Below are 23,996 nucleotides of genomic sequence, written 5' to 3' on the forward strand. Positions count from 1 at the left end.
TCCGTTCAATGCCTGAAAAGGAGTTTGCGCATGTTCAACCGACAAGGTGTCACGACACGGACGCTGCTGAGGCAGACGGCAATCGCCGCGCAGGCAGAGTCGCCCGCCGCGCAAAGCGAACGCCCGGCCAACGAGCATATCCGGTCGTTGCTTAAGAGCTTTGGATTGCGCAGCAGTCTGGTCAGGCTCAAGGTGCTGGACGCCCTGCTAGCGGCCAGCCACGAAGGCAAGGCCCTGGGAGTCCGCGGCGTGCACAGCCAATTGCTGCGCCTGGACGTCCCTCTGTCGTTTCTGAGTGTCAGGGAAGTGCTCAAGCGATTGTGCGATGAAGGCGTGATCAATCTTGAACCCGACAAGACCTACAGTCTCGACGCCCGGGCCGCCGCATGGCTAAACGACCCGGAAAACGCTCCGGGCCGGTGAAATCGGCGACCGGATTCAGCGTTTTACCTTGCGGCGCAGTATGCCGTTGAGGACCACCACCAGCACGGCGACCGCGATGGCGATGTACTGGAACGTCTGCTCGGTGATCATGCCCCGATTCTGCAGATGGGACAGGCCGAGCATGATTGCCAGCACGCCCAGGGCGATCAGAATCGAATACATCAAACGTTGCTTGTTGGTCATGACGGGTTCCTGGTGTCTTCGTTTTTACGCATCGGCGTCGCGCGGATGCGCGCCTATCTTACGCTGATGCAGCCAAGCCTGCCTTCCCCTTCCTGTCCTCCCCTCCCCCGATCCGCTGGCGATCCTTGAATGAGTCATCACTTTCAATGATGACGGACATCGGCCGATGAACGTTGTGGCCTGGATTTCCCGTGGTTTAATGCCCACGTGTTTCAAAACGTTTCTTGCCAAATGTTCGACCAAGGAGTTCACCATGCCCCATGAAGGCAGCCTGTTACAGGCCGCAGTCGTGTTTCTGTTCGCGGCGGTGCTTGCCGTTCCGCTTGCCAAGCGCCTGCAACTGGGCGCCGTGATCGGTTACCTGATCGCCGGCGTCATCATCGGCCCTTCGGTGCTGGGACTGATCGGCGACACCGAAAGCGTTGCCCACATTTCCGAACTCGGCGTGGTGCTGTTGCTGTTCATCATCGGCCTGGAGTTATCGCCTAAACGTTTATGGGTCATGCGCAAGTCCGTGTTCGGCGTGGGCATGGCGCAAGTGCTGCTGACCGGCATGGTGATCGGCGCGGTGGCGCTGCTGGCGTTCGACCAAACCCTCAATACCGCCGTCATCCTCGGCCTTGGCCTGGCACTGTCGTCCACGGCATTCGGGCTGCAGAGCCTGGCCGAACGCAAGGAGCTGAACGCCCCGCACGGACGCCTTGCCTTCGCGATTCTGCTATTTCAGGACATTGCGGCGATTCCGCTGATCGCCCTGGTGCCATTCCTGTCGGGCGCCGACCAGGCGGTCGATTCACAGGACAGCCTGACGCATGGTCTGCGCGTGCTCGGCAGCATCGCCATCGTGGTGGTGGGCGGTCGGTATCTGCTGCGGCCGGTATTTCGCATCGTGGCCAAAACCCGCATCCAGGAGGTATCGACCGCGACCGCGCTGCTGGTGGTGATAGGTACCGCATGGCTAATGGAGCTGGTCGGCGTGTCCATGGCCCTTGGCGCCTTCCTGGCCGGTTTGCTGCTGGCGGATTCGGAATATCGCCACGAGCTGGAAGCGCAGATCGAGCCCTTCAAGGGACTGCTGCTGGGGCTGTTCTTCATCAGTGTCGGCATGGGCGCCAATATCGGTCTACTGTTCAGCGCACCCTTGATGGTGCTTGGCCTGACGATCCTGCTGATCGGCATCAAACTGCCGCTGCTGTTCTTCGTCGGCCGAATGGCCGGCGGCCTCGGCAAGCAGAGCGCCTTGCGCCTGGGCCTGGTACTGGCGGCAGGCGGTGAGTTCGCCTTCGTGGTGTTCAAGATCGGCAGCGATCAGGGACTCTTCGAACCGGCGCTGTATGACCTGCTGATCCTGACCATCACTTTGTCGATGGCGCTTACGCCGCTGCTGTTCATCGTTCTGGCACGCTGGCTGACTCCCAAGCCCAAAACCAGGGAGGTTCCGGAAGAGTACCGAGACATCCAGACCGATGAGCCACGCGTGGTCATCGCCGGAATGGGACGCATGGGCCAGATCGTGGCGCGGATCCTGCGCGCTCAGAAAATCCCCTTCATCGCTCTGGACACCGCGGTGGAATCCATCGAGTTCTCCCGCAGCTTTGGCAACGTTCCGGTGTTCTACGGCGACCCGCTGCGCCCCGAGATTCTGCGTGCGGCGAAGGTCCATGAAGCAGAGTTCTTCATCATCGCCACCGATGATCCGGACACCAACATCAAGACTGCGGAACTGGTGCGCAAGCTGTATCCGAACATGAAGATCATCGCCCGGGCGCGTAACCGCCAGCACGTTCACCGGTTGATGGACGTGGGTGCGCACGCGGTACGGGAAACCTTCTATTCGAGTCTGGAAATGAGTCGTCAGACCCTGCTGGGCCTGGGCTTGAGTCAGGCGCAGGCGGATGCGCGCATCGCCCGCTTCAAACGCCACGACGAACAGGTGCTATTGGCCCAGCACGAGGTCTATGACGACGAAGCCAAAGTGTTGCAGACCGCCCGTGAAGCACGGGCGGAGCTGGCGCATCTGTTCGAAACCGACCGGCTGGATGAAGAAGCTGCGCGGACCTGAGGCTATCTGCGCGCATCGCGAAACGCCCTTTTCGTAGGAGCGGATTTATCCGCGAAGGACCATGAAGGCCGACGTATTGGCTGCGTCTGATACATTTTTCGCGGATGAATCCGCTCCTACAAGCCATCCGTCATGCGGGGTTCACGCTTACCAGCCACCACCCAGCGAACGGTACAGGCCCACCAAGGCCTGGGCCTGGGTAGTGGAACTCTGCACCCACTGCTCCTGAGTCGCCAGCAACGTACGCTGGACGGTGAGGACATTGACGAAATCGACCACGCCTTCAACGTACTGGCGCTTGACCGCATCGAGCGCCACCTGGTTGTGCTGGACCGCTTCTTCGAGTTTGCGCTGCTGCAACTGACTGGCGTTATACAGGCTCATGCTGTCGTCGATTTCCTGCCAGGCTCGCAGCACGGTCTGCTGATAGGCCAGCGCCGCTTCCTGTTCCTGCGCTTCGCGCAAATGCACCATGCCACGAAGCCGACCGCCTTCGAAGATGGGGACGCTCAGCTGTGGCCCGATGCCGAACTGACGAGAACCCCAACTGCCGAAATCCGACAACTGCAAAGCCTGGAAGCCGACATTGCCGGACAGCATGATCCGCGGGTAGAAATCGCCTTCGGCCACACCGACGCTGGCCGTCGCCGCATGAAGCTTCGCTTCGGCGCGGCGGATGTCCGGCCGGCGTTCGGCCAGTTCCGACGGCAGCCCGACCGGGACCGTGGCCGGCACGGCAGCCAGCGGACGGGGTTTTTCCAGTTCGGCCTGCAAGGCGCGCGGGGTTTGTGCCAACAGCAGGCCAAGCGCGTTGATCAGCTGCGCCTGCCGCTGTTCGAGTATCGGCAGCCGAGACTCCAGAGATGCGACCTCCGCCGCCGCTTCAGCGACGTCCAGATGCGTCGCCACCCCGTCGCCGAGCCTTACCTGGGTCAGTTTCAGGCTGTTGCGCGCAAGGTCGAGATTCTGCCGGGTCACCGCCAGAGTGTGCTGCAGTCCGCGCAACTGGATGTAGTCATTGGCGACCTCGGCCTGCAGTGACAGCAAGGCGGCGCGCTGGTCGTTTTCCGCGACTTCGACGTTGGCATCGGCCGCCTCCACTTCGCGCCCTACGCGCCCCCAGAGATCCAGTTCCCAACTCGCGCCGATCCCGCCATCCCACTGACTGAATGGCGCCCGGCCGGAATTGCCTGAAGGATCGTTCAGCCCCTCGGCGCTGTTGCGCTTGCGCTGGTAGCCGAGGTTGCCGGACACGTCAGGCGTCTCTTCGCCCGCCACCACATCCCGCGCCGCCCGGCTCTGCGCCAGTCGGGTCGCGGCGATGCGCAGATCCAGGCTGGCGGCGGTCGCCCGGTCCATCAAGGACGACAGCTGCGCATCCTGAAACACTTCCCACCAGCGTGCCTTTATCGGGGTGGTATTGATGCGACTTGGCGCCTGGTCTTCCTGCACCGGCAGCCATTCGATTGTGCTGGTCTGCGGGCGCTGGAAGTCGTGTCCGACCTGGCATCCGGACACCGCCATCAGCACTGCCAACGACATCAGACGCTTGGCGAACAGGCGACTCATAAGGCACTCACCTGTGGCTGCCGCGCCTGAGTCTGATCACCGGATTCGGTGTCGATGCTGGCTTCGACCGACATGCCAACCCGCAGCCGGCGGGCCAGAGGCTGGTCGGCATCCAGCACGATCCGCACCGGGATCCGCTGCACGACCTTGGTGAAGTTGCCGGTCGCATTATCCGGCCGGATTGCGGCAAAGGTCACGCCGGTGGCCGGCGCTACGCTTTCAACGTGCGCCTTGAGCACTTCGCCCGGAAAGGTATCCACGCGTACTTCCACCGCCTGACCGGCGTCGACGTGAGTGAGCTGGGTTTCCTGGAAATTGGCGACCACGTAAGCCCGATCCAGCGGCACCACGGACAACAGTTTGCTGCCCGGATTGACATAATTGCCCACCCGCACCGCCCGTTCGCCCACGGTCCCGTCCACTGGCGCCACGATGCGCGTGTAGGACAGCTGAAGTCGTGCCTGATCCCGCGCAGCGCGGGCACGCTGGACGCTGGCTTCGGCGCTGTGTTGCTGCGCGACCAGAATGTCGACCTGCTTGCGTTCGGCGGCCAGCGACGCCACGGCGCTGGCATGCTGCGCGTTGGCGGTGTCGATGCGATTGCGCGCCTGTTGCGCGTTCTGCAAGGTGCCTGCGCCAGCACCGGCCAGGTGTTCGTAGCGAGTACGTTCCTGCCCGGCGAATTTCACGGCGGCATTACTCGCGGTCAGCGCCGCCTCGGCCTGAGAGATCACCGAAGCCTGACGCTGCAGCACCGCGCGGGCCTGTTCCAATTGCGCTTCGGCAGTCGCCACGCCCGCTTCGGCGGATTCCAGTGCGGTCTGCAGATCACGGTCATCGATCTGCGCCAGCAGTTGCCCTGCCTTGACCGGCTGGTTGTCTTCGACCAGCACCTGGCTGATGAAGCCGGACACCTTGGGCGCCACCACCGAATAGTCGGCGGCGATGAAGGCGTCGTTGGTGGTCTGCCGTGCGCCGTCGCCGGTCAGTGTGTAAATGCTAACGCCTGCGAGCACGATGGCCGCGCCCCACAGGGCCAGTGTCTGTCTGGAAGTCATGTTCATGATAGTTCTCGTGTTGCTCAATTCAGGGCGCGAGGTGGATACACCCGCGTCGGCATCAGGCAGATGGGCACTAGCAGCGCGACGGCCAGCCAGCCCATGCAGTAATAAAGATCGGCGCTGGTCAGCACGACCACCTGCTCGTACACCCGATGCGCGAGGGAGGCAAGGCTGTCGTCAGCGGCCAGTTCAGGTGTGTTGCCCAGACGATCTACCAGGGTGTTGGAGTGAAAATGCTGGCGGGCCGTGGTCAGCGCGTCCAGAACGCCGGTGGCGACGACGGTCGACAGCCCGCGGACGGTGTTGAACCAGGCCGACGCGAAGGGCCCGTCCGGTGGCGCGATGCCTCCGGTGGACTGCATCAGCAGCGGCAGCACCGCCATCGGCTGGCCGATGATCTGCAGCAGTTGCAGGCTGTAGAAATTGTCGCGGATCCACTCCGAGGTCATTTGATTGGCGAGTCCGCAATACAGCGCCAGAAGCCCCAGCCCGGTCGCCAGCACCCAGCGGCAGTCGATCCAGCGAAAGTTGCACAAGGCCGCGACCAGTGGCAGCGCGATCAGCTGCGGCAGCGCCACGATCAGCATCAACGGCGCGGTCTGCAATGGGCGATAGCCATGGACTTGCGCCAGGTAGCTCGCGGGAATCGACCCGACGGCCGTCAGGATCACCAGCACGCCTGCCAATGTCAGCAAAGCGTGGGACAGGTTGAGATTGCGCAGCATCGACAACTTGAAAAACGGTACCGGGGTGCGCCATTCGTTGAGCAGGAAGGCGATCAGCAACAGTGTGCCGCCGCCCAAGAGCCAACAGATCAGCTCTGATTCGAACCAGTCCAGGCGATTGCCTTGCAGTATGCCGGTGATCAGCGCAGCGATAGCCGGCAGCCCGAGCAGCACGCCGCGCCAGTTGAAATCTTTGAAGCGCTCCAGACGTAGCGGATCCTGGGGAATGCCGTGAGAAATGGCGATCATCGCCACCAGACAGGGCGGCACGACCTGCCAGAAGGTCCAGTGCCAGTTGAAATACTCGGTCCACAAGGCCGCAAGGGGCGTCCCCAGGCTCGGGCCGAAGGTCGCAGTCAGGGCGTATCCCGCCAGCCCGTAGAGCTTGATACCCGGCGGCAGAAAGCGCAGTGCAACGGTCATCAACATCGGCGGCAGGCAGCCGGCGGCCAGTCCTTGCAACACACGCAGCACCAGCAGACTCGGGTAATTGGGCGCCAGCGGGCACAACAACGCCAACACCACGAACGCGGCGATGGCGCTGAGCGTGAAGCGGCGCAGCGACAAGGTCACGGCGAACCACGGCGCGAACGCCATGGCCGCGACCGAAGTCGCCGAATAGCCGGAGATCAGCCAGGTCGCTTCATCCGCGCCGATGAACATCGCGCCGCGGATATCGGCCATCGCAATGCGCGTGACGCCATCGTTGATCCCCGCAACCAGGACCGCCAGCAGCATGCCGACCAGTCCGATGATGGTCTGCAGGCCGAACGGCGCCGCAACGGGCGCGGCTGGCGCGGAAATGGCTGGGGAAGGCGTAGCGAGAGAAGTCATGGGTGAAGCGAAATCCGGTCTTTGAGGCCGGGCATTTTAGAAAGATGTCAGCGACAAGAAAATTTACATTTGAGCAGCGTATAAGTGCGTCTGATGCATGGATTGGGCGGAGACCCTTGCTCGGGACAGTGCCTATCGCTGCCGCTTTGCGGCAGATCGCCAGCAAGCTAACTCCCACAGAGCCCGTAGGAGCCAGCTTGCTGGCGATCAGCATGCCGCCTATATCAGGTTAATCGCCAGCAATGCGGAACGCCGCCCCGGTGGCTCCTACCTAGGCCGGGGTGCCTTGGTCTAGGCGTACGGACTATCCCAATACCGCTTGTGCATGCCCAGCTGTTTCTTGACCGGCCGGGGCAGGCGCCTCTCCTGTCGGCTCAGTTTGTAGGCGACCAGTTTCAATGCATTGCGCACCAGGGAAACCGGCCACCACCAGAACCGCCGCGGCCCGATGAACTTTAGCTCGGATTTCACGTAGCGCATGCCCTCGCCCGCAATGCCGCCGAATGCTTCGTAAATCCAGGGTTCTCGAGCCTGGAACACACCGATGTCGAAGTAGCGGCGAAACTCTTCGCGCAAGCTGTAGTTGTGGGAATGGCGGCAGACCGCTGAGCCTTCGTAAGCGACTTTCCAGCCATCCAGCAGCATGCGCGCGGTCACGTACATGTCTTCGGACAGGATCACATGTCGCGGAAAACCACCCGCCGCCACCAGTGCCTCACGCCGGTAGGCGGCAAAGGAATTGGACATGAACGGGGTCTTGATACCCAGTGTCGGCGCATCATCGAGGGTCTTGATCCGGGAAACCGGCGGGTAATTGAACAGCCGCGCATGCTGGGCCAGCAGGTTCGCGTCCTTGTGGGGCAGTTGACGGCCGCAGACCGCCCCTACTCTGGCATCGGCGAACGGCAGCAGAATGTTGGCAATCGCCGAAACGTCTTCGACGTAGGCATCCTGCGTCATGAACACGTAGACGTCATAGCCGGGCCAGGTCTCGACCATCATCTGCCGGGTGCCGCCGTGGTTGAAGTCTTTGCTGTCGATCCGCACGACATTGGGACAGCGTGCACGGGCCAGTTCCAGCGTGCCGTCGGACGAACTGGAGTCGACGATGAGGGTGTCGAACACGGCGGTCTGGGCCTCCAGCGAATCCAGCAGCCGCTGCAGGTCCTTTCGCCCGTTGTAGGTCGGGATGACGCAAGCCACACGCAACGACATGACAATACTCCAGGGCTAGGACCGGATGCCCAATTTGTTCATGCGCAGAGGTTAGCTCATGCGCTGGCGGTCGACCACGCCCGGCATCGACCGCAGCCATTGAGCCGGCTTGCCGTTCAGCCCAGAACTTCGCTCAAGGGAATGAAGTTCACGCTGCCGCCTTCGGCCACCGTGGTGCCTTCCCGGATCTCGATCAGACCGTCGGCCCAGGCGGCGCTGCGCAGCACGCCGGAACTCTGGTTGCTATAGGCCACGGCGCGCCCGTTCTCCAGACGACCACGCAAGTACTCGCGGCGCCCGCCCGGCTTGTGCCAGACCAGTCCGGAAGGCACGGCGAACTGCATCGGCGTGACGTCCGCGACGCCCTGGCGGCGCAGCAGGTAGGGTCGCGCCAGCAGCGCAAACGTCACCAGCGTCGACGCCGGGTTACCCGGCAGACCGATCACCGGCACACCGCGATAGTGGCCGAACGTCAGCGGCTTGCCGGGCTTGATTGCCAGCTTCCAGAGGTCCAGTTCGCCCTCTTCGCGCAGCGCGTGCCCGAGGAAATCCGCCTCGCCGACCGACACGCCGCCGGTGGACAGAATCAGATCCACGTCACTGAGACCGGCCAGCGCGGTACGAGTCAGTTGCAGATCGTCAGGCAGAATGCCCGCGTCGATTACGTCGCATTCCAGCCGCTTGAGCCAGCTGCACAGCAGCACGCGGTTGCTATTGTAGATTTGCCCCGGCCCCAGCGCCTGACCCGGCTCGATCAGTTCATCACCGGTCGACAGCACCGCCACCCGCATGCGACGCACCACGTCCAGTTCGGCCAGCCCCAGCGAGGCGGCCAGGCCCAGTTCGATCGGTCCCAGTCGCGTGCCTTTCGCCAGCACCCGGTCGCCGGTCAAGGTTTCCTGGCCGCGAGGACGGATGTTCTGCCCGACTCTCATCGGCTCGCCGAAGGTCACCCGCTGGTCGTCCAGCACGGTGGCGTTCTCCTGCATCTCGACACAGTCCGCGCCGTCGGGCAGCGGCGCGCCGGTGAAAATCCGCGCACAGGTGCCGGGGGTCAACGGCTGGGGCGCCTGACCGGCAAAAACCCGCTGGCTGACCGGCAACGGCTCGCCGGTCCAGTCGGCCAGACACAGCGCATAGCCATCCATGGCGCTGTTGGGCCAGGGCGGCAGATCGAGTCCGGCGATGAGATCCACCGCCAGTACCCGGCCCTGGGCCTGGGCCAGCGGCACTCGTTCGCGCTCGGTGACAGGCGCCGCTTCGGCGATGTCCAGCAGGCGCGCCAGGGCTTGTTCGACGGGCATCGGGCTCATGGGTGCTTACCCACGGGTCGCGCAGGGCTCGGCCTGCTTGAGGTGCGGCACAAAATTGCACGGACGAAAGCGCGAGTCCAGCTGCTGCGCGAGGATGCCGTCCCACGCCGTGCGCACGGCATTGGTCGAGCCGGGCAGGCAGCAGACCAGCGTGCCGTTGGCAAGGCCGGCCAGCGCACGGGACTGGATAGTAGAGGTGCCGATGTCCGGCACGGAAATCTGCCGGAACAGTTCGCCGAAACCGTCGACCTGCTTGTCGAGCAGGCAAGCCACCGCTTCGGGGGTGCTGTCGCGGCCGGTGAAGCCGGTGCCGCCGGTGATGAGCACGACCTGAACCTGGTCGTCGGCGATCCAGGTCGCCACTTGCGCGCGGATCTTGTAGAGGTCGTCCTTGAGCAGCACGCGCTCTATCAGACCGTGGCCGGCTTCAGTCAGGCGGTCGACGAAGGTCTGGCCGGAGGTGTCGGTTTCGAAGGTGCGGGTGTCGCTGACGGTCAGCACGGCAATATTCAGGGGAACGAAAGGTGTGTCAGCCTTGGCTTTCATGGCCTCATCCGGTTGTGATGGAAACAGGCCGGTGTTATATCACAGCACTCCTTCACGCCGCCTGACGAGTCTCCCATGAATATCAGCACTGCCTTGCCACCCTGCTCGATTCTGTTGCTTGCCGGCGGCCAGGGTCAGCGCATGGGAGGACGCGACAAAGGACTGGTGGAGTGGAATGGCGAGCCGCTGATCGCGCATCTGCATCGCGTGACGCGTCCCTTGACCGACGACCTGATCGTTTCATGCAATCGCAATCAGGAGACTTATGCGCGCTACGCCGACCAACTGGTTCAGGATACTGACACCGACTTCGCCGGCCCCCTGGCCGGCATCCGCACCGCGCTGCCAAAAGCCCGCCACGACTGGCTGCTGATCCTGCCTTGCGACGTGCCGCTGATCGATAAAGCGCTGCTGCTGGAGCTACGGCAAATGGCGTTCGAGCACCCCGACAGGCCGATCATGGTCCGCGAGGGCGACCACTGGCAGCCGCTGATCTGCATCCTTCCCACGGCCCACGCCAGGGTGCTGGAAGCCGCCTGGCAGAGCGGCGAACGCAGCCCCGGACGGGCCATGCAGACCCTGACCCCGATCGCGCTGCAATTGCAGGAAGGAGACCCGCGCCTGGCGAACCTCAACACGCCCGATCTCTTGACCCAGGTCACGGATAGCCGACGCACGTAACTGGTCATTGAACTTGCGTCGGGTGTATACGTCTGAACGTCAGTAATCAAGCATCCCATTCGGAGACACAGTAATGAAACAACGGACCCTTCCCGCTGCCTTCCTGCTTGCGCTGGGCATCGCTACCCTTGCCGGCTGCTCTTCGCCGACTGTGATCACCTTGAACGATGGCCGCGAAATCCAGGCAGTCGATACCCCTAGCTACGATGAAGAATCGGGCTTCTATGAGTTCGAACAGCTCGACGGCAAGCAGACCCGCATCAACAAGGATCAGGTCCGCACCGTCAAGGATCTGTGATCGTCCGGGCAAGCGCGATCCCGTATTCCACGGGCACGCGCTTGCCCGAGCAGCACCTCGGTCGGCGCCTCTCGCCGTCTACCAGTCCAGCTTCAACCGACTCTCGAAGCTGCGCGCCTCCCCCGTCACCGGATCGATGAACTCCAGCTTCCTGGCCAGCAACTTGAGCGGCCTCTGGTAATCATCCTCCACGTCCTTCAGCACCTGCGGATAAAAAGGATCGTTGCAGATCGCGGCGCCCAGCGCGGCCATGTGCACCCGCAACTGATGCTTCTTGCCGGTGACCGGAAACAGCGAATAACGCCAAAGCTCGCCATTGCGTTCACAGACCTCGATCCGGGTCAGGGTGTTCGCAACGCCGGGCCCTTCCTGCATGCGGAAAAACGGTTCGCCATCCACCAGCCGGCTTTCATGGATCATCGGAAAGTGTCTGTCGGGCAGCGCCGGGGCGATGGCTTCGTAGGTCTTGTCGATACGCCGGGTGGGAAACAGCGCCTGATGAAGGGAACGAGTTTCACGATTGGCGGAAAACAGCACCAGCCCGGCCGTATGCCGGTCGATACGATGCAGCGGCACCAGGTCCGGGTTATCCAGCCGTTTGATCAAGCGCCGCAGCAGGGTCTGCTCCACGTACTCGCCAGCCGGGGTCACCGGCAGAAAATGCGGCTTGTCGGCGACCACCAGATGCTCATCCGCGTACAGGATGGTTTCCGTGACCGGAATGACCGGCTCGTTGGGGATCTCACGAAAATAGTGGACCTTCATCCCCTCCCGGTAGGCCAATCCGGCATCGATCGGGCGTCCTTCGCCGTCCAGCACACGGCCTCGGGCAACGCGGTCCAGCCATTGCTCGCGGCTGATGGCGGGAAACCGGGCGCACAGACAATCGAGCACCGTCGTCCAGTCGCCTGGCGGCAGGAACAACGTGCTGGCTTGATGCTGCGCGGGGCTGAAAACGGATTCGGACATGCGGGAAACTCGAACTCGACACGGGAAAGCGAAGGAGCGGCATTATCCCTCAAGCGGCCGATCACCGCACACATTCACGCTGCAACCCGTAAAGCGGATCTGCCCGGGCGTGAACCATCTGGTACATTTCGCAAAAAAGGCCGTATCGCGGCCGCTCGACGTGAGATCGCTCAATGAACCAGAACAAGAATTCTTCCGTGCTCGCCGGCCTGATCGGTGCCGGCATCCAGGCCTCCCGCACCCCGGCGCTACATGAGCATGAAGGCGATGCCCAAGGCCTGCGCTACCTCTATCGCCTGATCGATCTGGATGCGCTTGGCGTGACGGCCGACGCCCTGCCCCGACTGCTCGACGGAGCACAGAACTGCGGTTTTACCGGGCTCAACATCACCTTCCCCTGCAAGCAGGCAGTCATCCCGCTGCTCGATGAGCTGTCGGATGAAGCCCGGGGTATCGGCGCGGTCAATACCGTGGTGTTCGAGAATGGCAAGCGAATCGGGCATAACACCGACTGCCTGGGTTTCGCTGCGGGGTTAGAGCGCGGTCTGACCGATGCGCCACGTCAGCACGTCGTGCAGCTCGGCGCGGGCGGTGCAGGCGCGGCCGTCGCTCATGCCTTGCTCAGTGCCGGCGTTCAGCGCCTGAGCGTGTTCGAAGTCGACGCCGCGCGCGCCCAGGCGCTGGTGGACAACCTCAATGCACACTTCGGCAGCGATCGCGCCCGCGTCGGCAATGACCTGCCTGCTGCGATGCGCGAAGCCGACGGGCTGGTCAATACCACGCCGGTAGGCATGGCCAAACTGCCTGGCACGCCGTTGCCGGTCGAGCTGCTGCACGCCGGGCTATGGGTTGCCGAGATCATCTACTTTCCGCTGGAAACCGAGCTGCTCAGACACGCCCGTGCGCTGGGCTGCCGAACTCTGGACGGCTCGACCATGGCGGTATTCCAGGCCGTCAAGGCGTTCGAACTGTTCACCGGCCGCAGCGCCGATGCGGAACGCATGATGGCGCACTTCCACAGGCTCTGAGCAGAGATTTCAAGGTTGCAGGTAGCGCAACACGGCATCGCAGATCATGGCCTTGTGGCGCTGCTTGACCTCCTCGCTCCAGAGTTCGATCTGGAAGATTTCGCTGAAGGTATGGCGATTGGAAATCCGGTAGAAACAGAACGAGCTGATCATCAGGTGCAGGTCGATGGCTTCGACCCCTTTGCGGAACACGCCTTCGGCCTCGCCGCGCCTGAGGATTTCGTCCAGTGCGCGAATGATGTTCTGGCTCTTGGCCTGAATCGTTGCTGACTGCTTGACGTTTTCGCCGTAGTGGATGTTCTCGATGCACACGATGCGGACGAAATCGACGTTGTTGTCATGGTGATCGAAGGTGAACTCCACGACCCGATGGATAGCGTCCAGCGGGGCCAGCTCGGCAAGCTGCAACTGGCTTTCGGTGTTGCGAATGTCGCCGTAGAGTTTTTCCAGCACTTCGACGTACAACTGTTCCTTGCTGCCGAAGTAGTAATAAAGCATGCGCTTGGAGGTGCGGGTCCGCTCGACGATAGCGTCGACCCGTGCGCCTGACAGACCGTAAGCCACAAATTCAGCCACAGCGGCCTGGAGAATATCCTCGCGGGTCTTCTCGGGATTGTTCTTGCGGGTTCTGGGCAATACTTCGGCTGGCTCGACGCCTCGGGTGTCGGCAGTTGTTTTCATTATGCGCTCGTGACCACGGTTGAAAGCCCGATTATGCGGGCCGCTCCGCCGACAGGGAAGCGGCCCGCTCGATCGCGGTTACAAGCGTGCCTGCCGGGCGGCCACCCTGCGCGCCTTGGCCATGGCCGCCAGGCGTACCGGAACGTTGGCCGCGCCGTAGCCTGCGTAGCCATTCTTGCGCTGCAGGATTTCGAAGAAAAAGCGTCCGTCGAAGGCGTCGGTGTAGACGTGGAACAGCTCGCCGCCCTGGCTATCGCGGTCATACAGCACGTTGTAGTACGCCAGCTCACTGAGGAACTCATCGTCGAAATCGAAGCGCGCCGCCAGATCGTCGTAATAGTTGAGCGGAATGTCCAGCAGCGGCACCCCGGCCTCCTTGGCCAGACGGACCTGCGCGAATATGTCGTCGCAGGCAAAGGCGATGTGATGCACGCCGGAGCCCCGATAGGTCGACAGCGCATGGGAAATGGCCGTGTTGCGGTTTTCGGAGATGTTGAGCGGCAGCCGGATATTGCTGCATGGACTGCGCAACGCACGGCTTTTCACCAGGCCATAGGGATCGGGCAACACCACTTCGTCGTCCGCTTCGAAGTCGAGGATGGTCTTGTAGAACAGCACCCAGCTGTCGAGACTGTCGGCCGGCAGCGCCATCGCCATATGGTCGATACGCTGCAGGCCGCCCGCGCTTTTGACCTGAGGGTCGATCACGAAATCGCTGTCATAGATCGACTGACCCGGCCCCGCCTCGTCGACCAGATAGATCAGACTGCCATCCGGTGCCCGGACTGCCGGAATCTCGCGCTCGTTAGGGCCGACCAGCCCGCGATAAGGCTGAGCCTTGAACGCCCGCGCGCGATCCAGCGCCCGCTGCCCGTCATCCACCCGCAGGGCCGTAGCGCACAGCGACGGACCATGAGCTTCGAAAAAACTGTGGGCGAACGAGTACGGTTCGGCATTCAGCACGATGCGGATATCGCCCTGACCGAGCAGGCTCACCGCCTTGGAGCGATGTTGCCCGAGCCGCGCGAAGCCCAGACGTTGCAGCCAGCCCGAAAGCCGAGCGGCATGGTCTTCGTCGACCGCGAACTCGAGAAACTCCACCCCGCCGTACTGCCCCGCGGCCGGCGGGTCGAACAGAATGTCCGGGACGGCCGGCGCCGACTCGGCCGCGAGCAACTGGCGGGTCTTTTCTTCAAGGTACAGCAACGAACGCAAGCCGTCCGCGGCGTTGGCCCGCGGCGGCGCCGCGCGAAACCCGTCATTGAAGATTTCCAGCGACAGCGGCCCGGCATAGCCGCTGCGTAGAATCGGCGCCAGGAAACCGGCCAGATCGAACTCGCCCTGACCTGGGAAACAGCGGAAATGCCGGCTCCACTCCAGCACGTCCATCGCCAGCACTGGCGCGTCGGCCATCTGCACGAAGAAAATCTTGTCGCCCGGAATCTGCGCGATGGCGCTGGGATCGCCCTTGAGGGACAGCGTGTGGAAGCTGTCGAGCAACACGCCCAGCGCCGGATGATCGACCTGGCGCACCAGATTCCAGACCTGCTGCCAGGTATTGACGTGGCGGCCCCAGGCCAGCGCTTCGTAGCCGACCCGCAGTTGTCGGGCGCCCGCGCGTTCAGCCAGCAGGTGCAGGTCGTCGAGCAGAATGTTCTCGTCTCCCAGCGAGTCGGCCGCCGTATTGCTGCACACCAGCACCAGGTCGGTCCCCAGCTCCTGCATCAGGTCGAACTTGCGCTCGGCACGGTCAAGGTTGCGTTGCAGACGGTCGCGGCGAACGCCTTCGAAATTGCGAAACGGCTGGAACAGTGTGATGGCAAGGCCCAGATCGGCACAGATCTGGCGTACCGCGCGCGGACTGCCGTCGTAGTACAAGAGGTCATTTTCGAAGATCTCCACGCCGTCGAACCCGGCCGCAGCGATGGCTTCGAGTTTCTCCGGCAGGGTGCCGCTCAACGAGACGGTGGCGATGGATCGCTGCATGCTTCGAACTCCTGAATGGAACGGGGCTGTGAGCACCGCACAAGGGCCAGCCACGACAGGCTTGATCGCCCTGTTTTATGGATTTGTTGAGAGCGCAGGACAAGTATTTGCGTGCGCAAATCTGGCTGCAAGTTAAAGTGTACCAACCGGTTAGTTTTACGTTCGATTATCGAACGAAAGCGTTTTTTACGAATTGACCCTGTGTAAATCCGCGCCCAAGATCAGCCCCACATCGCAAACGCTTCACCGTTTTTTGCTCGACGAAACGGCAGTCCATAACAATTTCAAAAACAGGAACATTGCTCATGTGCACCTATGCTTTCGCCTTCACATGCCAGCCTCGCACTCTCCATTCCCGCCTGCGCCCGATCGTCGCCAGCCCCGAAATCGCGTTGATCTGAAACCAATCGGCGCACTCGATGGCCGCGACGTGTAACTTGTCCGCCCTTTGCGTCGTCAGGTAAACGCCTGTCACGACCCAATGACGCCTTCACTTTACCGGCCCGTCGAGTGGACTTTCAAAGTCCGACTACGCGTGCGGCGTAGTCCTGGAACGGATGGAACATCATGCTCAAAGCACACAGCAACCCGCTCGCCCGCCCCGTTCACGCGAGCATGGGCGACAAGATTCGCGGCGCCCTCGCCGTCGGCAAGACTCGCTGGGGCATGCTCGCCCTGGTGTTTTTCGCCACCACGCTCAACTACATCGACCGCGCCGCCCTGGGCGTCATGCAGCCGATCCTGGCCAAGGAAATGAGCTGGACGGCGATGGACTACGCCAACATCAACTTCTGGTTTCAGGTCGGCTACGCCGTGGGTTTCCTACTGCAGGGACGCTTCATCGACCGGGTCGGCGTCAAGCGCGCGTTCTTCCTGGCTGTGTTGCTGTGGAGCCTGGCCACCGGCGCCCACGGGCTGGCAACCTCGGCGGCCGGCTTCATGGTCTGCCGCTTCATTCTCGGCCTGACCGAAGCGGCCAATTATCCGGCCTGCGTGAAGACCACCCGTTTGTGGTTTCCGGCCGGCGAGCGCGCCGTCGCGACCGGTATCTTCAACGCCGGCACCAACGTCGGCGCCATGGTCACGCCGGCGCTGCTGCCACTGATCCTCACGGTCTGGGGCTGGCAGGCCGCTTTCGTCGCGATGGGTACGCTGGGCCTGCTGTGGGCCGCGATCTGGCGTCTGAAGTACTACAACCCCGAAGAGCACCCTACCGTCAGCCCGGCCGAACTGAGCTACATCAATCAGGGTGTGGAACCCGAGCCGGTCAAGGTGCCGTTCTCGCACATCCTCAAGATGCGCGGCACCTGGGCCTTCGCCCTCGCCTATTCGCTGACCGCGCCGGTGTTCTGGTTCTACCTCTACTGGCTGCCGCCGTTTCTCAATCAGCAGTACAACCTGGGCATCAGCGTGACCCAGATGGGGATTCCGCTGATCCTGATCTGGCTGACTGCAGACTTCGGCAGCATCGGTGGCGGCGTGTTGTCGTCGTGGATGATCGGTCGCGGCGTGCGCGCAAGCACCGCGCGCCTGGTTTCGATGCTGGTCTTCGCCCTGACCATTTGCAGCGTGGTATTCGCGGCCAACGCCAGCGGATTGTGGATCGCGGTGCTGGCGATTTCCCTGGCCGTTGGCGCGCATCAGGCCTGGACCGCCAATATCTGGAGTCTGGTGATGGACTACACACCCAAGCACATGATGAGCACGGTGTTCGGTTTCGGCGGCATGTGCGCGGCCATTGGCGGCATGTTCATGACTCAGCTGGTGGGCGCGGTACTGACTGCCACCAACAACAATTACAACGTGCTGTTCACGATGATCCCGGCGATGTATTTCATCGCGCTGACCTGGATGTATTTCATGGCGCCTCGGGAAGTGCCGGTGGTGAAATAGGTGCCTGACCGCGCGAGCCCCGCCCTGGGGCCTCGCGCGGACTTTCAGTCGAGCACCGAAGGGTCTTGCTGAATCAGCATGTGCTTCATTTCCTCGAAATGACGCTGCGAGAAGTCGCTTATCTTTTCCCAGGCGCGCGCCGTCTTTTCCGCGACCTCGTCATCGAGCACTTTCAGTGGCTGGCCGGTGGACCACGCGGTTACCAGGATCTGACACGCCCGCTCCAGAGTCCAGATGTCATCGAAGGCTTCGCCGATGGTCGGCGCGGTCACCATTACGCCATGGTTGCCCATGAGCAACCGACTCTTGTCGCCCAGCAGTCCGGCAAGCCGTGCACCCTCGGCGACGGTATCGGCCATGCCGCCGTAGAGTTTATCCACCGCCATGCGATTGAAGTACCGTGCCGTGTTCTGGTCAATCGGTGGAATGTGCGGTTGCGCCAGGCAGGCCACGGCGGTGGTGTACACCGGGTGCAAGTGCAACACCACTCTGGTCTGCGGTAGACGCTGGTGAATCTGTCCGTGAATCGACCATGCGGTGCTGTCCACATCGTCGCGCTCGGCGCTGCCGACGTCGTCGGCGTCCAGCAGCAACAGGTCGCTGGCGCGAATGCGCGAAAAATGCTTCCACTTGGGGTTGAGCAGAAACTGCTTTCCATCGGTTGAGACCGCGGCACTGAAATGGTTGGCCACCGCTTCATGCATGTTCAACTGGGCGATGAGGCGAAAGGTGGCCGCCAGATCAACGCGTGTCTGCTCTTCAAAAGACAGGGACATTGACAGGTACTCCTCGTGCGGGCATGTGCCGCGAGGGCACATGCCGCTGCAGGTTCAGGGTTTTGGCATCAGTTCGGCGATGTCGGCGGCCGTCGGTGCCTGAAAGTTGTACTTCTTCAGCAGCGCTGCGTATTCGGGCGTTTTGCTGTAGGTGTCCAACGCCTCGACCAGCGCACTTTTCACTTCGTCATTGCCTTTCTTCACGCCGAAGCCGTTGAGCACCGGGTAGATCAGGGTCTGCGAAGAAATCTGTACCCGGCTGCCCAGTTTTTCGATCAGCCCGCGTGCCACCGCAGCATCCGTGATCTGGGCTTCCACTGCGCGCGACAGCAGTGCCTGGGTCGTCTGAGGGTCCGTGCCGTATTCACTGATCTGGATAGGCCCCTTGCCGTTTTTCACGCAGTACTCCTCGGAGAGTTTCTGCAGCTGCTGCAACCAGGACGTAGCGCCCATCGACCCGACCTTATGGCCGCAGAAGTCTTCCGGCACCTTGGGCTGATAATCGCTGCCCTTTAGCGCGATGATGGCTTCTCCGCTCTTGAGGTAGGGAATCATGTCGATCACCTTGAGGCGGTCAGCGGTGATGTACATCGATGAATTGACCAGATCGAACCGGCCGCCCTGCAAACCGGTAATCAGGTTCGGGAAGCGTGTGTCGATGTGCTGGGCCTCGCGGCCCATGATTTTGCCCAGGCCCTGGAGAAACTCGACGTCGAAACCCGCCGGCTTGTTGTTGTCCATGTATTCGTAAGGGAAAAAGGTCAGATCGGAGCCGGCGGTGATCGTACCTGCTTGCTGAAATGCGTGAGCCGCAAGCGACGTGAAGCCGATGACCGTGCTCACGAGACCCAGCACGACAGGACGGGCGATGTTTGCAATGACTTTCATGCGATGTCCCCACAATTGAGATGTTGGTCAGTAGGCGGTTGCCAGGTCCTGCCCGGCCTGTTGAACGAAGAACGAGGCGCCGCGTGGCTTTTGCGGCAGACGGATATGGTTCGCGGTGCTGCGTACCAGGCCGCTCTCCTCGCCCGCAACCATGCATCCGGCGTGGATGCTGGGCAGCGGGTTATCGCCGTAGGGCAAGGCGTCCTCAGCGGCGTAGACGCTGATGAACAAGGTGCGCGGGAAATCGGTTTCGTTTGGAGCCGAAGCGTGCAGCAGGCGGGTGTGCATGAAGCACACCGACCCCGACGGGCCGAAGCAGGCGACCGGCTGCCCGCAGTGGCCCTTCTCGACCTCCTCCTCGACAGCACCCGTGAAGCGGCCTGCTTGCCAGTGCGACCACAGCGGACCCTTGTGACTGCCGGGGATGACTTGGAGCGGGCCGTTTTCAGGGGTCACATCGCTGACCATCAGCAGAGCCGTGACGATGTCGTCGTTGCTGTGCGGCGTGAACAGAAAGTCCTGGTGCCATTTCACCTGGGTCGCGGTGTGGGGCAACTTCGAGTTGACCTTGCTGTGATGAAAGCGCGTGCCGCTGCCGCCGATCAATTGCGCAGCGATGGCGGCCATGCGCGAGCGCAGCCCGGCATGAGCGAACGCATCGGATATTTCGGTGGGCGAGGCCACGCGGCGCAGCGAGGGATGATCCGGCCGGTGATCGCTTTCCACGTCGAAGCGGGGTCGACCATCCTGGGTTTCGCCCCAGGCTTGTGACTCACCGCGGCTTTCCCCTACCCATCGATCGAAGTCATGCTGCAGGGCCGCGACTTCCTCGCCCGACAGTACGTTCTCCACGACCAGAAAACCTTGTTGATGAAACTGTTCTATCCCGGACTGAGTAATCATGATTGCTTCCTGAAACCTGAGTGATTGAGGGTCAAGCCAGCGAGACGTCCTTGAGGAAAGCTTCCACCCGAGGGTGTTGGCCACTGCGCAACAGGTCCGGTGTGTCGTCGCACACGACCCTGCCTTTTTCCATGAACACGATGCGGTCGGAGACCTTGAAGGCGAAGTTCATCTCATGGGTCACGATGACCATGGTGATGCCCTCCTTCGCCAGGGTTTCCATGACCTGCAACACCTCGTGAACCTTCTCCGGGTCCAGAGCCGAGGTGGGCTCATCGAACAACATGATCTGCGGCCGCATCATGAGCGCGCGGGCAATTGCCACCCGCTGCTGCTGACCGCCCGACAGTTGTTGCGGATACTTGTAGGCATGTTCCAGCATGCCGACCTTGTGCAAGAGCTCGAAAGCCTGCTGGCGCAACTGCGTCACCGGTGCAAGGCGGTGGTAACGGGGCGCCAGCAGCAGGTTGTCCAGCACAGTCAGATGGGGAAACAGGTTGAAGTTCTGGAACACCATGCCGATGTTCAGGCGATGCTCGGGATGCTCCACGACCCGCGGCTTTTCCGCGCCCCGGCGAGCCAGCTGAATGAAGGGCTCGCCGTTGATGCGGATTTCACCGTTGTCGATCTTCTCCAGGCCGTTGAGCAGGCGGATCAAGGTGGTCTTGCCCGACCCGGACGGACCTATCACCGAGACCACCTCGCCAGGCGCAATGGCCAGACTCACGGCGCCGAGCACTTCGATATCGTTGTAAGCCTTGTGCAGACGGGTGGCCTGCAAAGCCGGCCCCTGGCCGAGCTGGGCGGGACGTGTCGTCGTGGCGCCCTGCCCCGCTGCAGGGACCAGCACCTCGATGCCCGGTGCCCGACGCGGCTTGCGCAGACCGACGTCGAGAAAGCGCTCGAGACGTTTGAGCAGGAAATCGAAGATCGTCACGATCAGTACGTAGTAGATCGCGACCGCGGTCATCGTCTCCATCACCAGGAAGTTCTGCGAATACAGGCGCTGGCCGACCATGAGGATTTCCGTGAGGGAGATCACCGAAACCAGCGAGCTGAGCTTGACGATGGAAATGAACTCGTTCGTCAGTGTCGGCAGGGCCACGCGCAACGCCTGGGGAATCACCACGCGCCATTGGGTGCCCAGAAAACGCAAGCCCAGTGCCCGTGCCGCTTCGCTCTGTCCCTTGGGGATCGACAACAGACCTCCGCGATGATCTCCGCCACATAGGCGGTTTCACAGATCACCAGGCCGATCAGACCGGCCCAGAACGGATCACCGAGCAGCACCGCAGTCGCGGGCACTGCCTGCGGCAAGTTGTAGGTGAATATGAGCAACACCAATAAAGGCATGCTCCGAAACAACCAGATGTAACCTTTGGCGGGCACATTGAGAAGTGGGCGAGGCGACTGTTTCATAAGTGCCAACGCAAACCCCAGCACAATACTGATGATCCAGGTAAGCACACTCAATTTTATAACAGTCCAGGAGGCCAGCCAGAAATCCTTGTAGCTGAGCAGACTCAACATGTAGTTCCAATCGAATACCATATTCATATCGCTCGGCAAAAGGGATCGAAAGCGGCTAGCCGCGCCTGGAAATTCACCAACGCGATGAGCAGAGAATGGAAACTTTGCTGTATAAGGTCAATTAGTAATTTTTTGGGACTGAATAAACCTTTCCTATACAGCGTGCCCTTCAATTCCATATTGACCCAGCCACCGATCCATTTTGGGGCGTTGACGAACTGGCTGCCACGTAGCAGTGCAGAACGCCCTGACCGCTAAAATGAACGACTGCCGCAAGGCCATGATCTATAAATGAAATCTGGAATGGCATGGATTTCGCTCAATACTTTTTTTGCGCTGCAATCCCGCTTCCTGAAAAGGGATAATCTATAGGCTGACACTTCAATGCATTTCACCCTCAAGCAACTAAGGTATTTCGTGAGCGTGGTCGAGGAAGACAGTATCGTCGACGCGGCCCGCAAACTTCACGTGTCCCAGCCTTCTATCTCAGTGGGCATAAAGAATCTTGAAGACGCATTGAAACAGCAACTTTTCATTCGCCACCACGCGCAGGGCGTCTCTTTGACGCCCAGTGGCAGACGGCTGTATGAACGCGCCAGGGAGTTGCTTCGCTTATCCGAAGAACTCGAAAATAATTCGCGCGCGGAAAACGAACAGATATCGGGCACTGTCGGAATCGGCTGTTTTGAGTCAGCGGCTCCGCTGTACATGCCCGAACTGGTGGCAGGTTTCAAACGAACGTATCCCGATATCAACGTACAACTGTACGACGGCGAGCAGCATGAACTGCTCCTGGGTCTGCATCGGGGCCGTTTCGATCTGGTGTTCACCTACGACCTGGAGCTGGGCAGTTCCATCATCAAGGAAGCGCTCAATGCGCCGCGCAAACCCTATGCGCTGTTGCCGGCGCATCATCCCCTGGCGCAAAGACGCAGCGTGACCCTGCGTGAGCTCAGCCGGGAGCCTATGGTGCTGCTGGACGTAGTGCCGAGTCGAAACTACTTCATCGATATCTTCAAGGAAAACGGCTACCACCCCAGAGTGGCGTACAGTTCTCCCTCAATAGAAATGGTGCGCTGCATGGTCGGCCAGGGGCTGGGATTTTCGGTGCTGGTGACCCGCCCGCGCACCGATCTGACGTACGACGGCAGGCGGGTCGCCCAAGTGGACATCAAAGACGAGATGCCCGCCTCGACCCTGGTCATGGCCTATCTGCGCAACTCGCAGCCGACCCTGGCCACCCGGCTTTTCATGGCGCATTGTCGGCGCGCCGACCTGTGCCCGCCGTCGGTCGGTTCGAACACGATTGTCGACCCGGTCAGCGAAACGTCACACGTTGCGCGGGAAGCGGCGCTGCCCTGACACAGCGCGGTTCATGGGCAGCGACCTGAATGACAGCGGCCGTGCCTGCCGACGCCCCTCAACCGGCCCGTCTCTGCTGCCACGCCGCCGCCAGGCCGCTCAGGCAGATCACGGCAATCCCCAGCTGTGCGATGGGTGGCGGGACGTGACCGAAAACCAGATATCCCAGCAATCCGGCCCAGACGATCTGGCAATAACTGAACGGCGCGAGCATCGCTGGCGCTGCGTAACGAAAGGCCTGGGTCAGCAGCAGATGCGCGGCCATCCCGCAGGCCCCCAACGCGAGCAGAAACGGCAGGTGACGCCATTCCGGCATCTGCCACACGAACGGCACCAGCGCGCTCATCAGCAAGGTATTGAACAGCCCGGCGAAGAAGTTGCTGGTGGTCGGGCTGTCATACGGGCTGACCAGACGCGTCAGCAGCTGATAAAGCGCAAAGCACAGCGCCGAGGACAGTGGCAGCAGGATCGCGGGAGTGAACAGTTCGCCGCCGGGGTGGATGATGATCATCACACCGACGAAACCGACGATCACCGCTGCCCATTGCCCGCGCGTGACCCGCTCATGGAGCAGCGGCACCGAGAGCGCGGTCACCAGCAGCGGCGCAAGGAAATTGACTGCCGTGGCTTCCGCCTGGGGGATGAACATCAGACTGCTGGTGAACAGCAGACTGGTGCCCAGTAGCGCCAGAGCTCGTAAGGCCTGCATGGCCGGGCGTTTGGTACGCAATACCCGCAGGCCGGCCGATGGCATGAAGATGCAGGCCATCAGCAGCGTGTGCACCAGATAGCGCGCCCACACCACCAGCAGGATCGGGTAGAAGCCGGACAGGTATTTGGACAAGGTGTCGTGGCTGGCGAACAGAAAGGTCGCCAGCAAGATGAAGCCGATACCCTTGAGCGGTTGGTTGACGCCGGACAACGGGGTACTGGCTGTGCTCATCGGGCTTCCTTGGCGGTGTGTCGAACAGAAGATGGGGGCATTGACGTCGGACGGACGAGGCACGGCACAGGAATCGCCCGCGACCGCCCCGATGATCGAACCTACT

General features: G+C 61.9%; 21 protein-coding genes and 1 pseudogene. 7 read left to right on the top strand and 15 right to left on the bottom strand.

Features of this window, described 5'->3' with window-relative positions:
* Window positions 1-30: 30 nt before the first annotated feature.
* The gene (locus TRP66_RS04255) at window positions 31-423 is read left to right on the top strand and encodes a Fe2+/Zn2+ uptake regulation protein (protein WP_333400110.1); all 393 of its coding nucleotides are present in this window, start codon (window positions 31-33) and stop codon (window positions 421-423) included.
* A 15-nt stretch (window positions 424-438) separates the two neighbouring features.
* Here the strand turns inward: TRP66_RS04255 and TRP66_RS04260 are convergent, their stop codons facing one another.
* Window positions 439-627, bottom strand: coding sequence for a hypothetical protein (locus TRP66_RS04260; RefSeq protein ID WP_333400111.1), 189 nt, complete (start codon window positions 625-627; stop codon window positions 439-441).
* A 253-nt stretch (window positions 628-880) separates the two neighbouring features.
* Here TRP66_RS04260 and TRP66_RS04265 point away from each other — a divergent pair, with 253 nt between their 5' ends.
* Window positions 881-2,689, top strand: coding sequence for a monovalent cation:proton antiporter-2 (CPA2) family protein (locus TRP66_RS04265; RefSeq protein WP_333400112.1), 1,809 nt, complete (start codon window positions 881-883; stop codon window positions 2,687-2,689).
* A 147-nt stretch (window positions 2,690-2,836) separates the two neighbouring features.
* Here TRP66_RS04265 and TRP66_RS04270 read toward each other — a convergent pair whose 3' ends face one another.
* From TRP66_RS04270 to moaB, 6 genes are all read right to left on the bottom strand, one after another.
* On the bottom strand, window positions 2,837-4,258 hold the full coding sequence (locus TRP66_RS04270) for an efflux transporter outer membrane subunit (RefSeq protein ID WP_333400113.1): 1,422 nt from the start codon (window positions 4,256-4,258) through the stop codon (window positions 2,837-2,839).
* On the bottom strand, window positions 4,255-5,322 hold the full coding sequence (locus tag TRP66_RS04275; RefSeq protein ID WP_333400114.1) for an HlyD family secretion protein: 1,068 nt from the start codon (window positions 5,320-5,322) through the stop codon (window positions 4,255-4,257). Before TRP66_RS04275 ends, TRP66_RS04270 begins: the two co-directional genes overlap by 4 nt.
* Window positions 5,323-5,339: 17 nt before the next feature.
* Complete coding sequence (locus TRP66_RS04280) at window positions 5,340-6,878, bottom strand: MFS transporter (protein WP_333400115.1); 1,539 nt, start codon at window positions 6,876-6,878, stop codon at window positions 5,340-5,342.
* 291 nt (window positions 6,879-7,169) lie between these two features.
* Window positions 7,170-8,093, bottom strand: coding sequence for a glycosyltransferase (locus TRP66_RS04285; protein ID WP_333400116.1), 924 nt, complete (start codon window positions 8,091-8,093; stop codon window positions 7,170-7,172).
* A 116-nt stretch (window positions 8,094-8,209) separates the two neighbouring features.
* Window positions 8,210-9,406 carry a molybdopterin molybdotransferase MoeA gene (locus tag TRP66_RS04290; protein WP_333400117.1) on the bottom strand — a complete coding sequence of 399 codons (1,197 nt, stop codon included), beginning with the start codon at window positions 9,404-9,406 and terminating at the stop codon, window positions 8,210-8,212.
* Between the two features lie 6 nt (window positions 9,407-9,412).
* Entirely contained in the window at window positions 9,413-9,952 is a 540-nt protein-coding gene (gene moaB, locus TRP66_RS04295; RefSeq protein WP_333400118.1) for a molybdenum cofactor biosynthesis protein B, read from the bottom strand.
* A gap of 75 nt (window positions 9,953-10,027) precedes the next feature.
* Here moaB and mobA point away from each other — a divergent pair, with 75 nt between their 5' ends.
* Together mobA and TRP66_RS04305 are read left to right on the top strand one after the other, a co-directional pair.
* Window positions 10,028-10,633, top strand: a complete 606-nt coding sequence (mobA, locus tag TRP66_RS04300) for a molybdenum cofactor guanylyltransferase MobA (protein WP_333400119.1) — start codon at window positions 10,028-10,030, stop codon at window positions 10,631-10,633.
* A gap of 73 nt (window positions 10,634-10,706) precedes the next feature.
* Complete coding sequence (locus tag TRP66_RS04305) at window positions 10,707-10,931, top strand: YgdI/YgdR family lipoprotein (protein ID WP_333400120.1); 225 nt, start codon at window positions 10,707-10,709, stop codon at window positions 10,929-10,931.
* 78 nt (window positions 10,932-11,009) lie between these two features.
* On the opposite strand, the gene TRP66_RS04310 is transcribed toward TRP66_RS04305, so the two are convergent.
* Window positions 11,010-11,900, bottom strand: coding sequence for a pseudouridine synthase (locus TRP66_RS04310; RefSeq protein ID WP_333400121.1), 891 nt, complete (start codon window positions 11,898-11,900; stop codon window positions 11,010-11,012).
* 173 nt (window positions 11,901-12,073) lie between these two features.
* On the opposite strand from TRP66_RS04310, the gene TRP66_RS04315 reads away from it, so the two are divergent.
* Window positions 12,074-12,928, top strand: a complete 855-nt coding sequence (locus TRP66_RS04315; RefSeq protein ID WP_333400122.1) for a shikimate dehydrogenase — start codon at window positions 12,074-12,076, stop codon at window positions 12,926-12,928.
* 9 nt (window positions 12,929-12,937) lie between these two features.
* On the opposite strand, the gene TRP66_RS04320 is transcribed toward TRP66_RS04315, so the two are convergent.
* Together TRP66_RS04320 and quiC are read right to left on the bottom strand one after the other, a co-directional pair.
* Complete coding sequence (locus TRP66_RS04320; protein WP_333400123.1) at window positions 12,938-13,609, bottom strand: TetR family transcriptional regulator; 672 nt, start codon at window positions 13,607-13,609, stop codon at window positions 12,938-12,940.
* Between the two features lie 78 nt (window positions 13,610-13,687).
* A complete protein-coding gene (quiC, locus tag TRP66_RS04325) occupies window positions 13,688-15,595 on the bottom strand; it encodes a 3-dehydroshikimate dehydratase QuiC (RefSeq protein ID WP_333400124.1) in 1,908 nt (635 codons plus the stop codon).
* Window positions 15,596-16,162: 567 nt separating this feature from the next.
* Between quiC and TRP66_RS04330 the strand changes: the two genes are divergently transcribed.
* Window positions 16,163-17,488, top strand: coding sequence for an MFS transporter (locus TRP66_RS04330; RefSeq protein ID WP_333400125.1), 1,326 nt, complete (start codon window positions 16,163-16,165; stop codon window positions 17,486-17,488).
* 44 nt (window positions 17,489-17,532) lie between these two features.
* Here the strand turns inward: TRP66_RS04330 and TRP66_RS04335 are convergent, their stop codons facing one another.
* The 4 genes and pseudogenes from TRP66_RS04335 to TRP66_RS04350 all read right to left on the bottom strand — a co-directional run bounded on the left by TRP66_RS04335 (window position 17,533) and on the right by TRP66_RS04350 (window position 21,606).
* Window positions 17,533-18,264, bottom strand: coding sequence for a class II aldolase and adducin N-terminal domain-containing protein (locus TRP66_RS04335; protein WP_333400126.1), 732 nt, complete (start codon window positions 18,262-18,264; stop codon window positions 17,533-17,535).
* A 54-nt stretch (window positions 18,265-18,318) separates the two neighbouring features.
* Complete coding sequence (locus TRP66_RS04340; protein WP_333400127.1) at window positions 18,319-19,152, bottom strand: ABC transporter substrate-binding protein; 834 nt, start codon at window positions 19,150-19,152, stop codon at window positions 18,319-18,321.
* Between the two features lie 27 nt (window positions 19,153-19,179).
* Window positions 19,180-20,055, bottom strand: coding sequence for a phytanoyl-CoA dioxygenase family protein (locus TRP66_RS04345; RefSeq protein WP_333400128.1), 876 nt, complete (start codon window positions 20,053-20,055; stop codon window positions 19,180-19,182).
* A 31-nt stretch (window positions 20,056-20,086) separates the two neighbouring features.
* Window positions 20,087-21,606: pseudogene (locus tag TRP66_RS04350) on the bottom strand (amino acid ABC transporter permease/ATP-binding protein).
* A gap of 363 nt (window positions 21,607-21,969) precedes the next feature.
* Here TRP66_RS04350 and TRP66_RS04355 point away from each other — a divergent pair.
* A complete protein-coding gene (locus TRP66_RS04355; RefSeq protein WP_333400129.1) occupies window positions 21,970-22,947 on the top strand; it encodes a LysR family transcriptional regulator in 978 nt (325 codons plus the stop codon).
* 58 nt (window positions 22,948-23,005) lie between these two features.
* Here the strand turns inward: TRP66_RS04355 and TRP66_RS04360 are convergent, their stop codons facing one another.
* Window positions 23,006-23,890: a DMT family transporter gene (locus TRP66_RS04360; RefSeq protein WP_333400130.1), complete on the bottom strand. Its 885-nt coding sequence runs from the start codon at window positions 23,888-23,890 to the stop codon at window positions 23,006-23,008.
* Window positions 23,891-23,996 lie beyond the last annotated feature (106 nt).

Source organism: Pseudomonas sp. JDS28PS106, from assembly GCF_036706555.1.
GTDB lineage: Bacteria > Pseudomonadota > Gammaproteobacteria > Pseudomonadales > Pseudomonadaceae > Aquipseudomonas.

What these genes read in the sequence shown, in the direction of transcription:
- TRP66_RS04255 (WP_333400110.1), top strand. Translation starts at nt 31, where the DNA reads ATGTTCAACCGACAAGGTGTCACGACACGGACGCTGCTGAGGCAGACG.
- TRP66_RS04260 (WP_333400111.1), bottom strand. Translation starts at nt 627, where the DNA reads ATGACCAACAAGCAACGTTTGATGTATTCGATTCTGATCGCCCTGGGC.
- TRP66_RS04265 (WP_333400112.1), top strand. Translation starts at nt 881, where the DNA reads ATGCCCCATGAAGGCAGCCTGTTACAGGCCGCAGTCGTGTTTCTGTTC.
- TRP66_RS04270 (WP_333400113.1), bottom strand. Translation starts at nt 4,258, where the DNA reads ATGAGTCGCCTGTTCGCCAAGCGTCTGATGTCGTTGGCAGTGCTGATG.
- TRP66_RS04275 (WP_333400114.1), bottom strand. Translation starts at nt 5,322, where the DNA reads ATGAACATGACTTCCAGACAGACACTGGCCCTGTGGGGCGCGGCCATC.
- TRP66_RS04280 (WP_333400115.1), bottom strand. Translation starts at nt 6,878, where the DNA reads ATGACTTCTCTCGCTACGCCTTCCCCAGCCATTTCCGCGCCAGCCGCG.
- TRP66_RS04285 (WP_333400116.1), bottom strand. Translation starts at nt 8,093, where the DNA reads ATGTCGTTGCGTGTGGCTTGCGTCATCCCGACCTACAACGGGCGAAAG.
- TRP66_RS04290 (WP_333400117.1), bottom strand. Translation starts at nt 9,406, where the DNA reads ATGAGCCCGATGCCCGTCGAACAAGCCCTGGCGCGCCTGCTGGACATC.
- moaB (WP_333400118.1), bottom strand. Translation starts at nt 9,952, where the DNA reads ATGAAAGCCAAGGCTGACACACCTTTCGTTCCCCTGAATATTGCCGTG.
- mobA (WP_333400119.1), top strand. Translation starts at nt 10,028, where the DNA reads ATGAATATCAGCACTGCCTTGCCACCCTGCTCGATTCTGTTGCTTGCC.
- TRP66_RS04305 (WP_333400120.1), top strand. Translation starts at nt 10,707, where the DNA reads ATGAAACAACGGACCCTTCCCGCTGCCTTCCTGCTTGCGCTGGGCATC.
- TRP66_RS04310 (WP_333400121.1), bottom strand. Translation starts at nt 11,900, where the DNA reads ATGTCCGAATCCGTTTTCAGCCCCGCGCAGCATCAAGCCAGCACGTTG.
- TRP66_RS04315 (WP_333400122.1), top strand. Translation starts at nt 12,074, where the DNA reads ATGAACCAGAACAAGAATTCTTCCGTGCTCGCCGGCCTGATCGGTGCC.
- TRP66_RS04320 (WP_333400123.1), bottom strand. Translation starts at nt 13,609, where the DNA reads ATGAAAACAACTGCCGACACCCGAGGCGTCGAGCCAGCCGAAGTATTG.
- quiC (WP_333400124.1), bottom strand. Translation starts at nt 15,595, where the DNA reads ATGCAGCGATCCATCGCCACCGTCTCGTTGAGCGGCACCCTGCCGGAG.
- TRP66_RS04330 (WP_333400125.1), top strand. Translation starts at nt 16,163, where the DNA reads ATGCTCAAAGCACACAGCAACCCGCTCGCCCGCCCCGTTCACGCGAGC.
- TRP66_RS04335 (WP_333400126.1), bottom strand. Translation starts at nt 18,264, where the DNA reads ATGTCCCTGTCTTTTGAAGAGCAGACACGCGTTGATCTGGCGGCCACC.
- TRP66_RS04340 (WP_333400127.1), bottom strand. Translation starts at nt 19,152, where the DNA reads ATGAAAGTCATTGCAAACATCGCCCGTCCTGTCGTGCTGGGTCTCGTG.
- TRP66_RS04345 (WP_333400128.1), bottom strand. Translation starts at nt 20,055, where the DNA reads ATGATTACTCAGTCCGGGATAGAACAGTTTCATCAACAAGGTTTTCTG.
- TRP66_RS04355 (WP_333400129.1), top strand. Translation starts at nt 21,970, where the DNA reads ATGCATTTCACCCTCAAGCAACTAAGGTATTTCGTGAGCGTGGTCGAG.
- TRP66_RS04360 (WP_333400130.1), bottom strand. Translation starts at nt 23,890, where the DNA reads ATGAGCACAGCCAGTACCCCGTTGTCCGGCGTCAACCAACCGCTCAAG.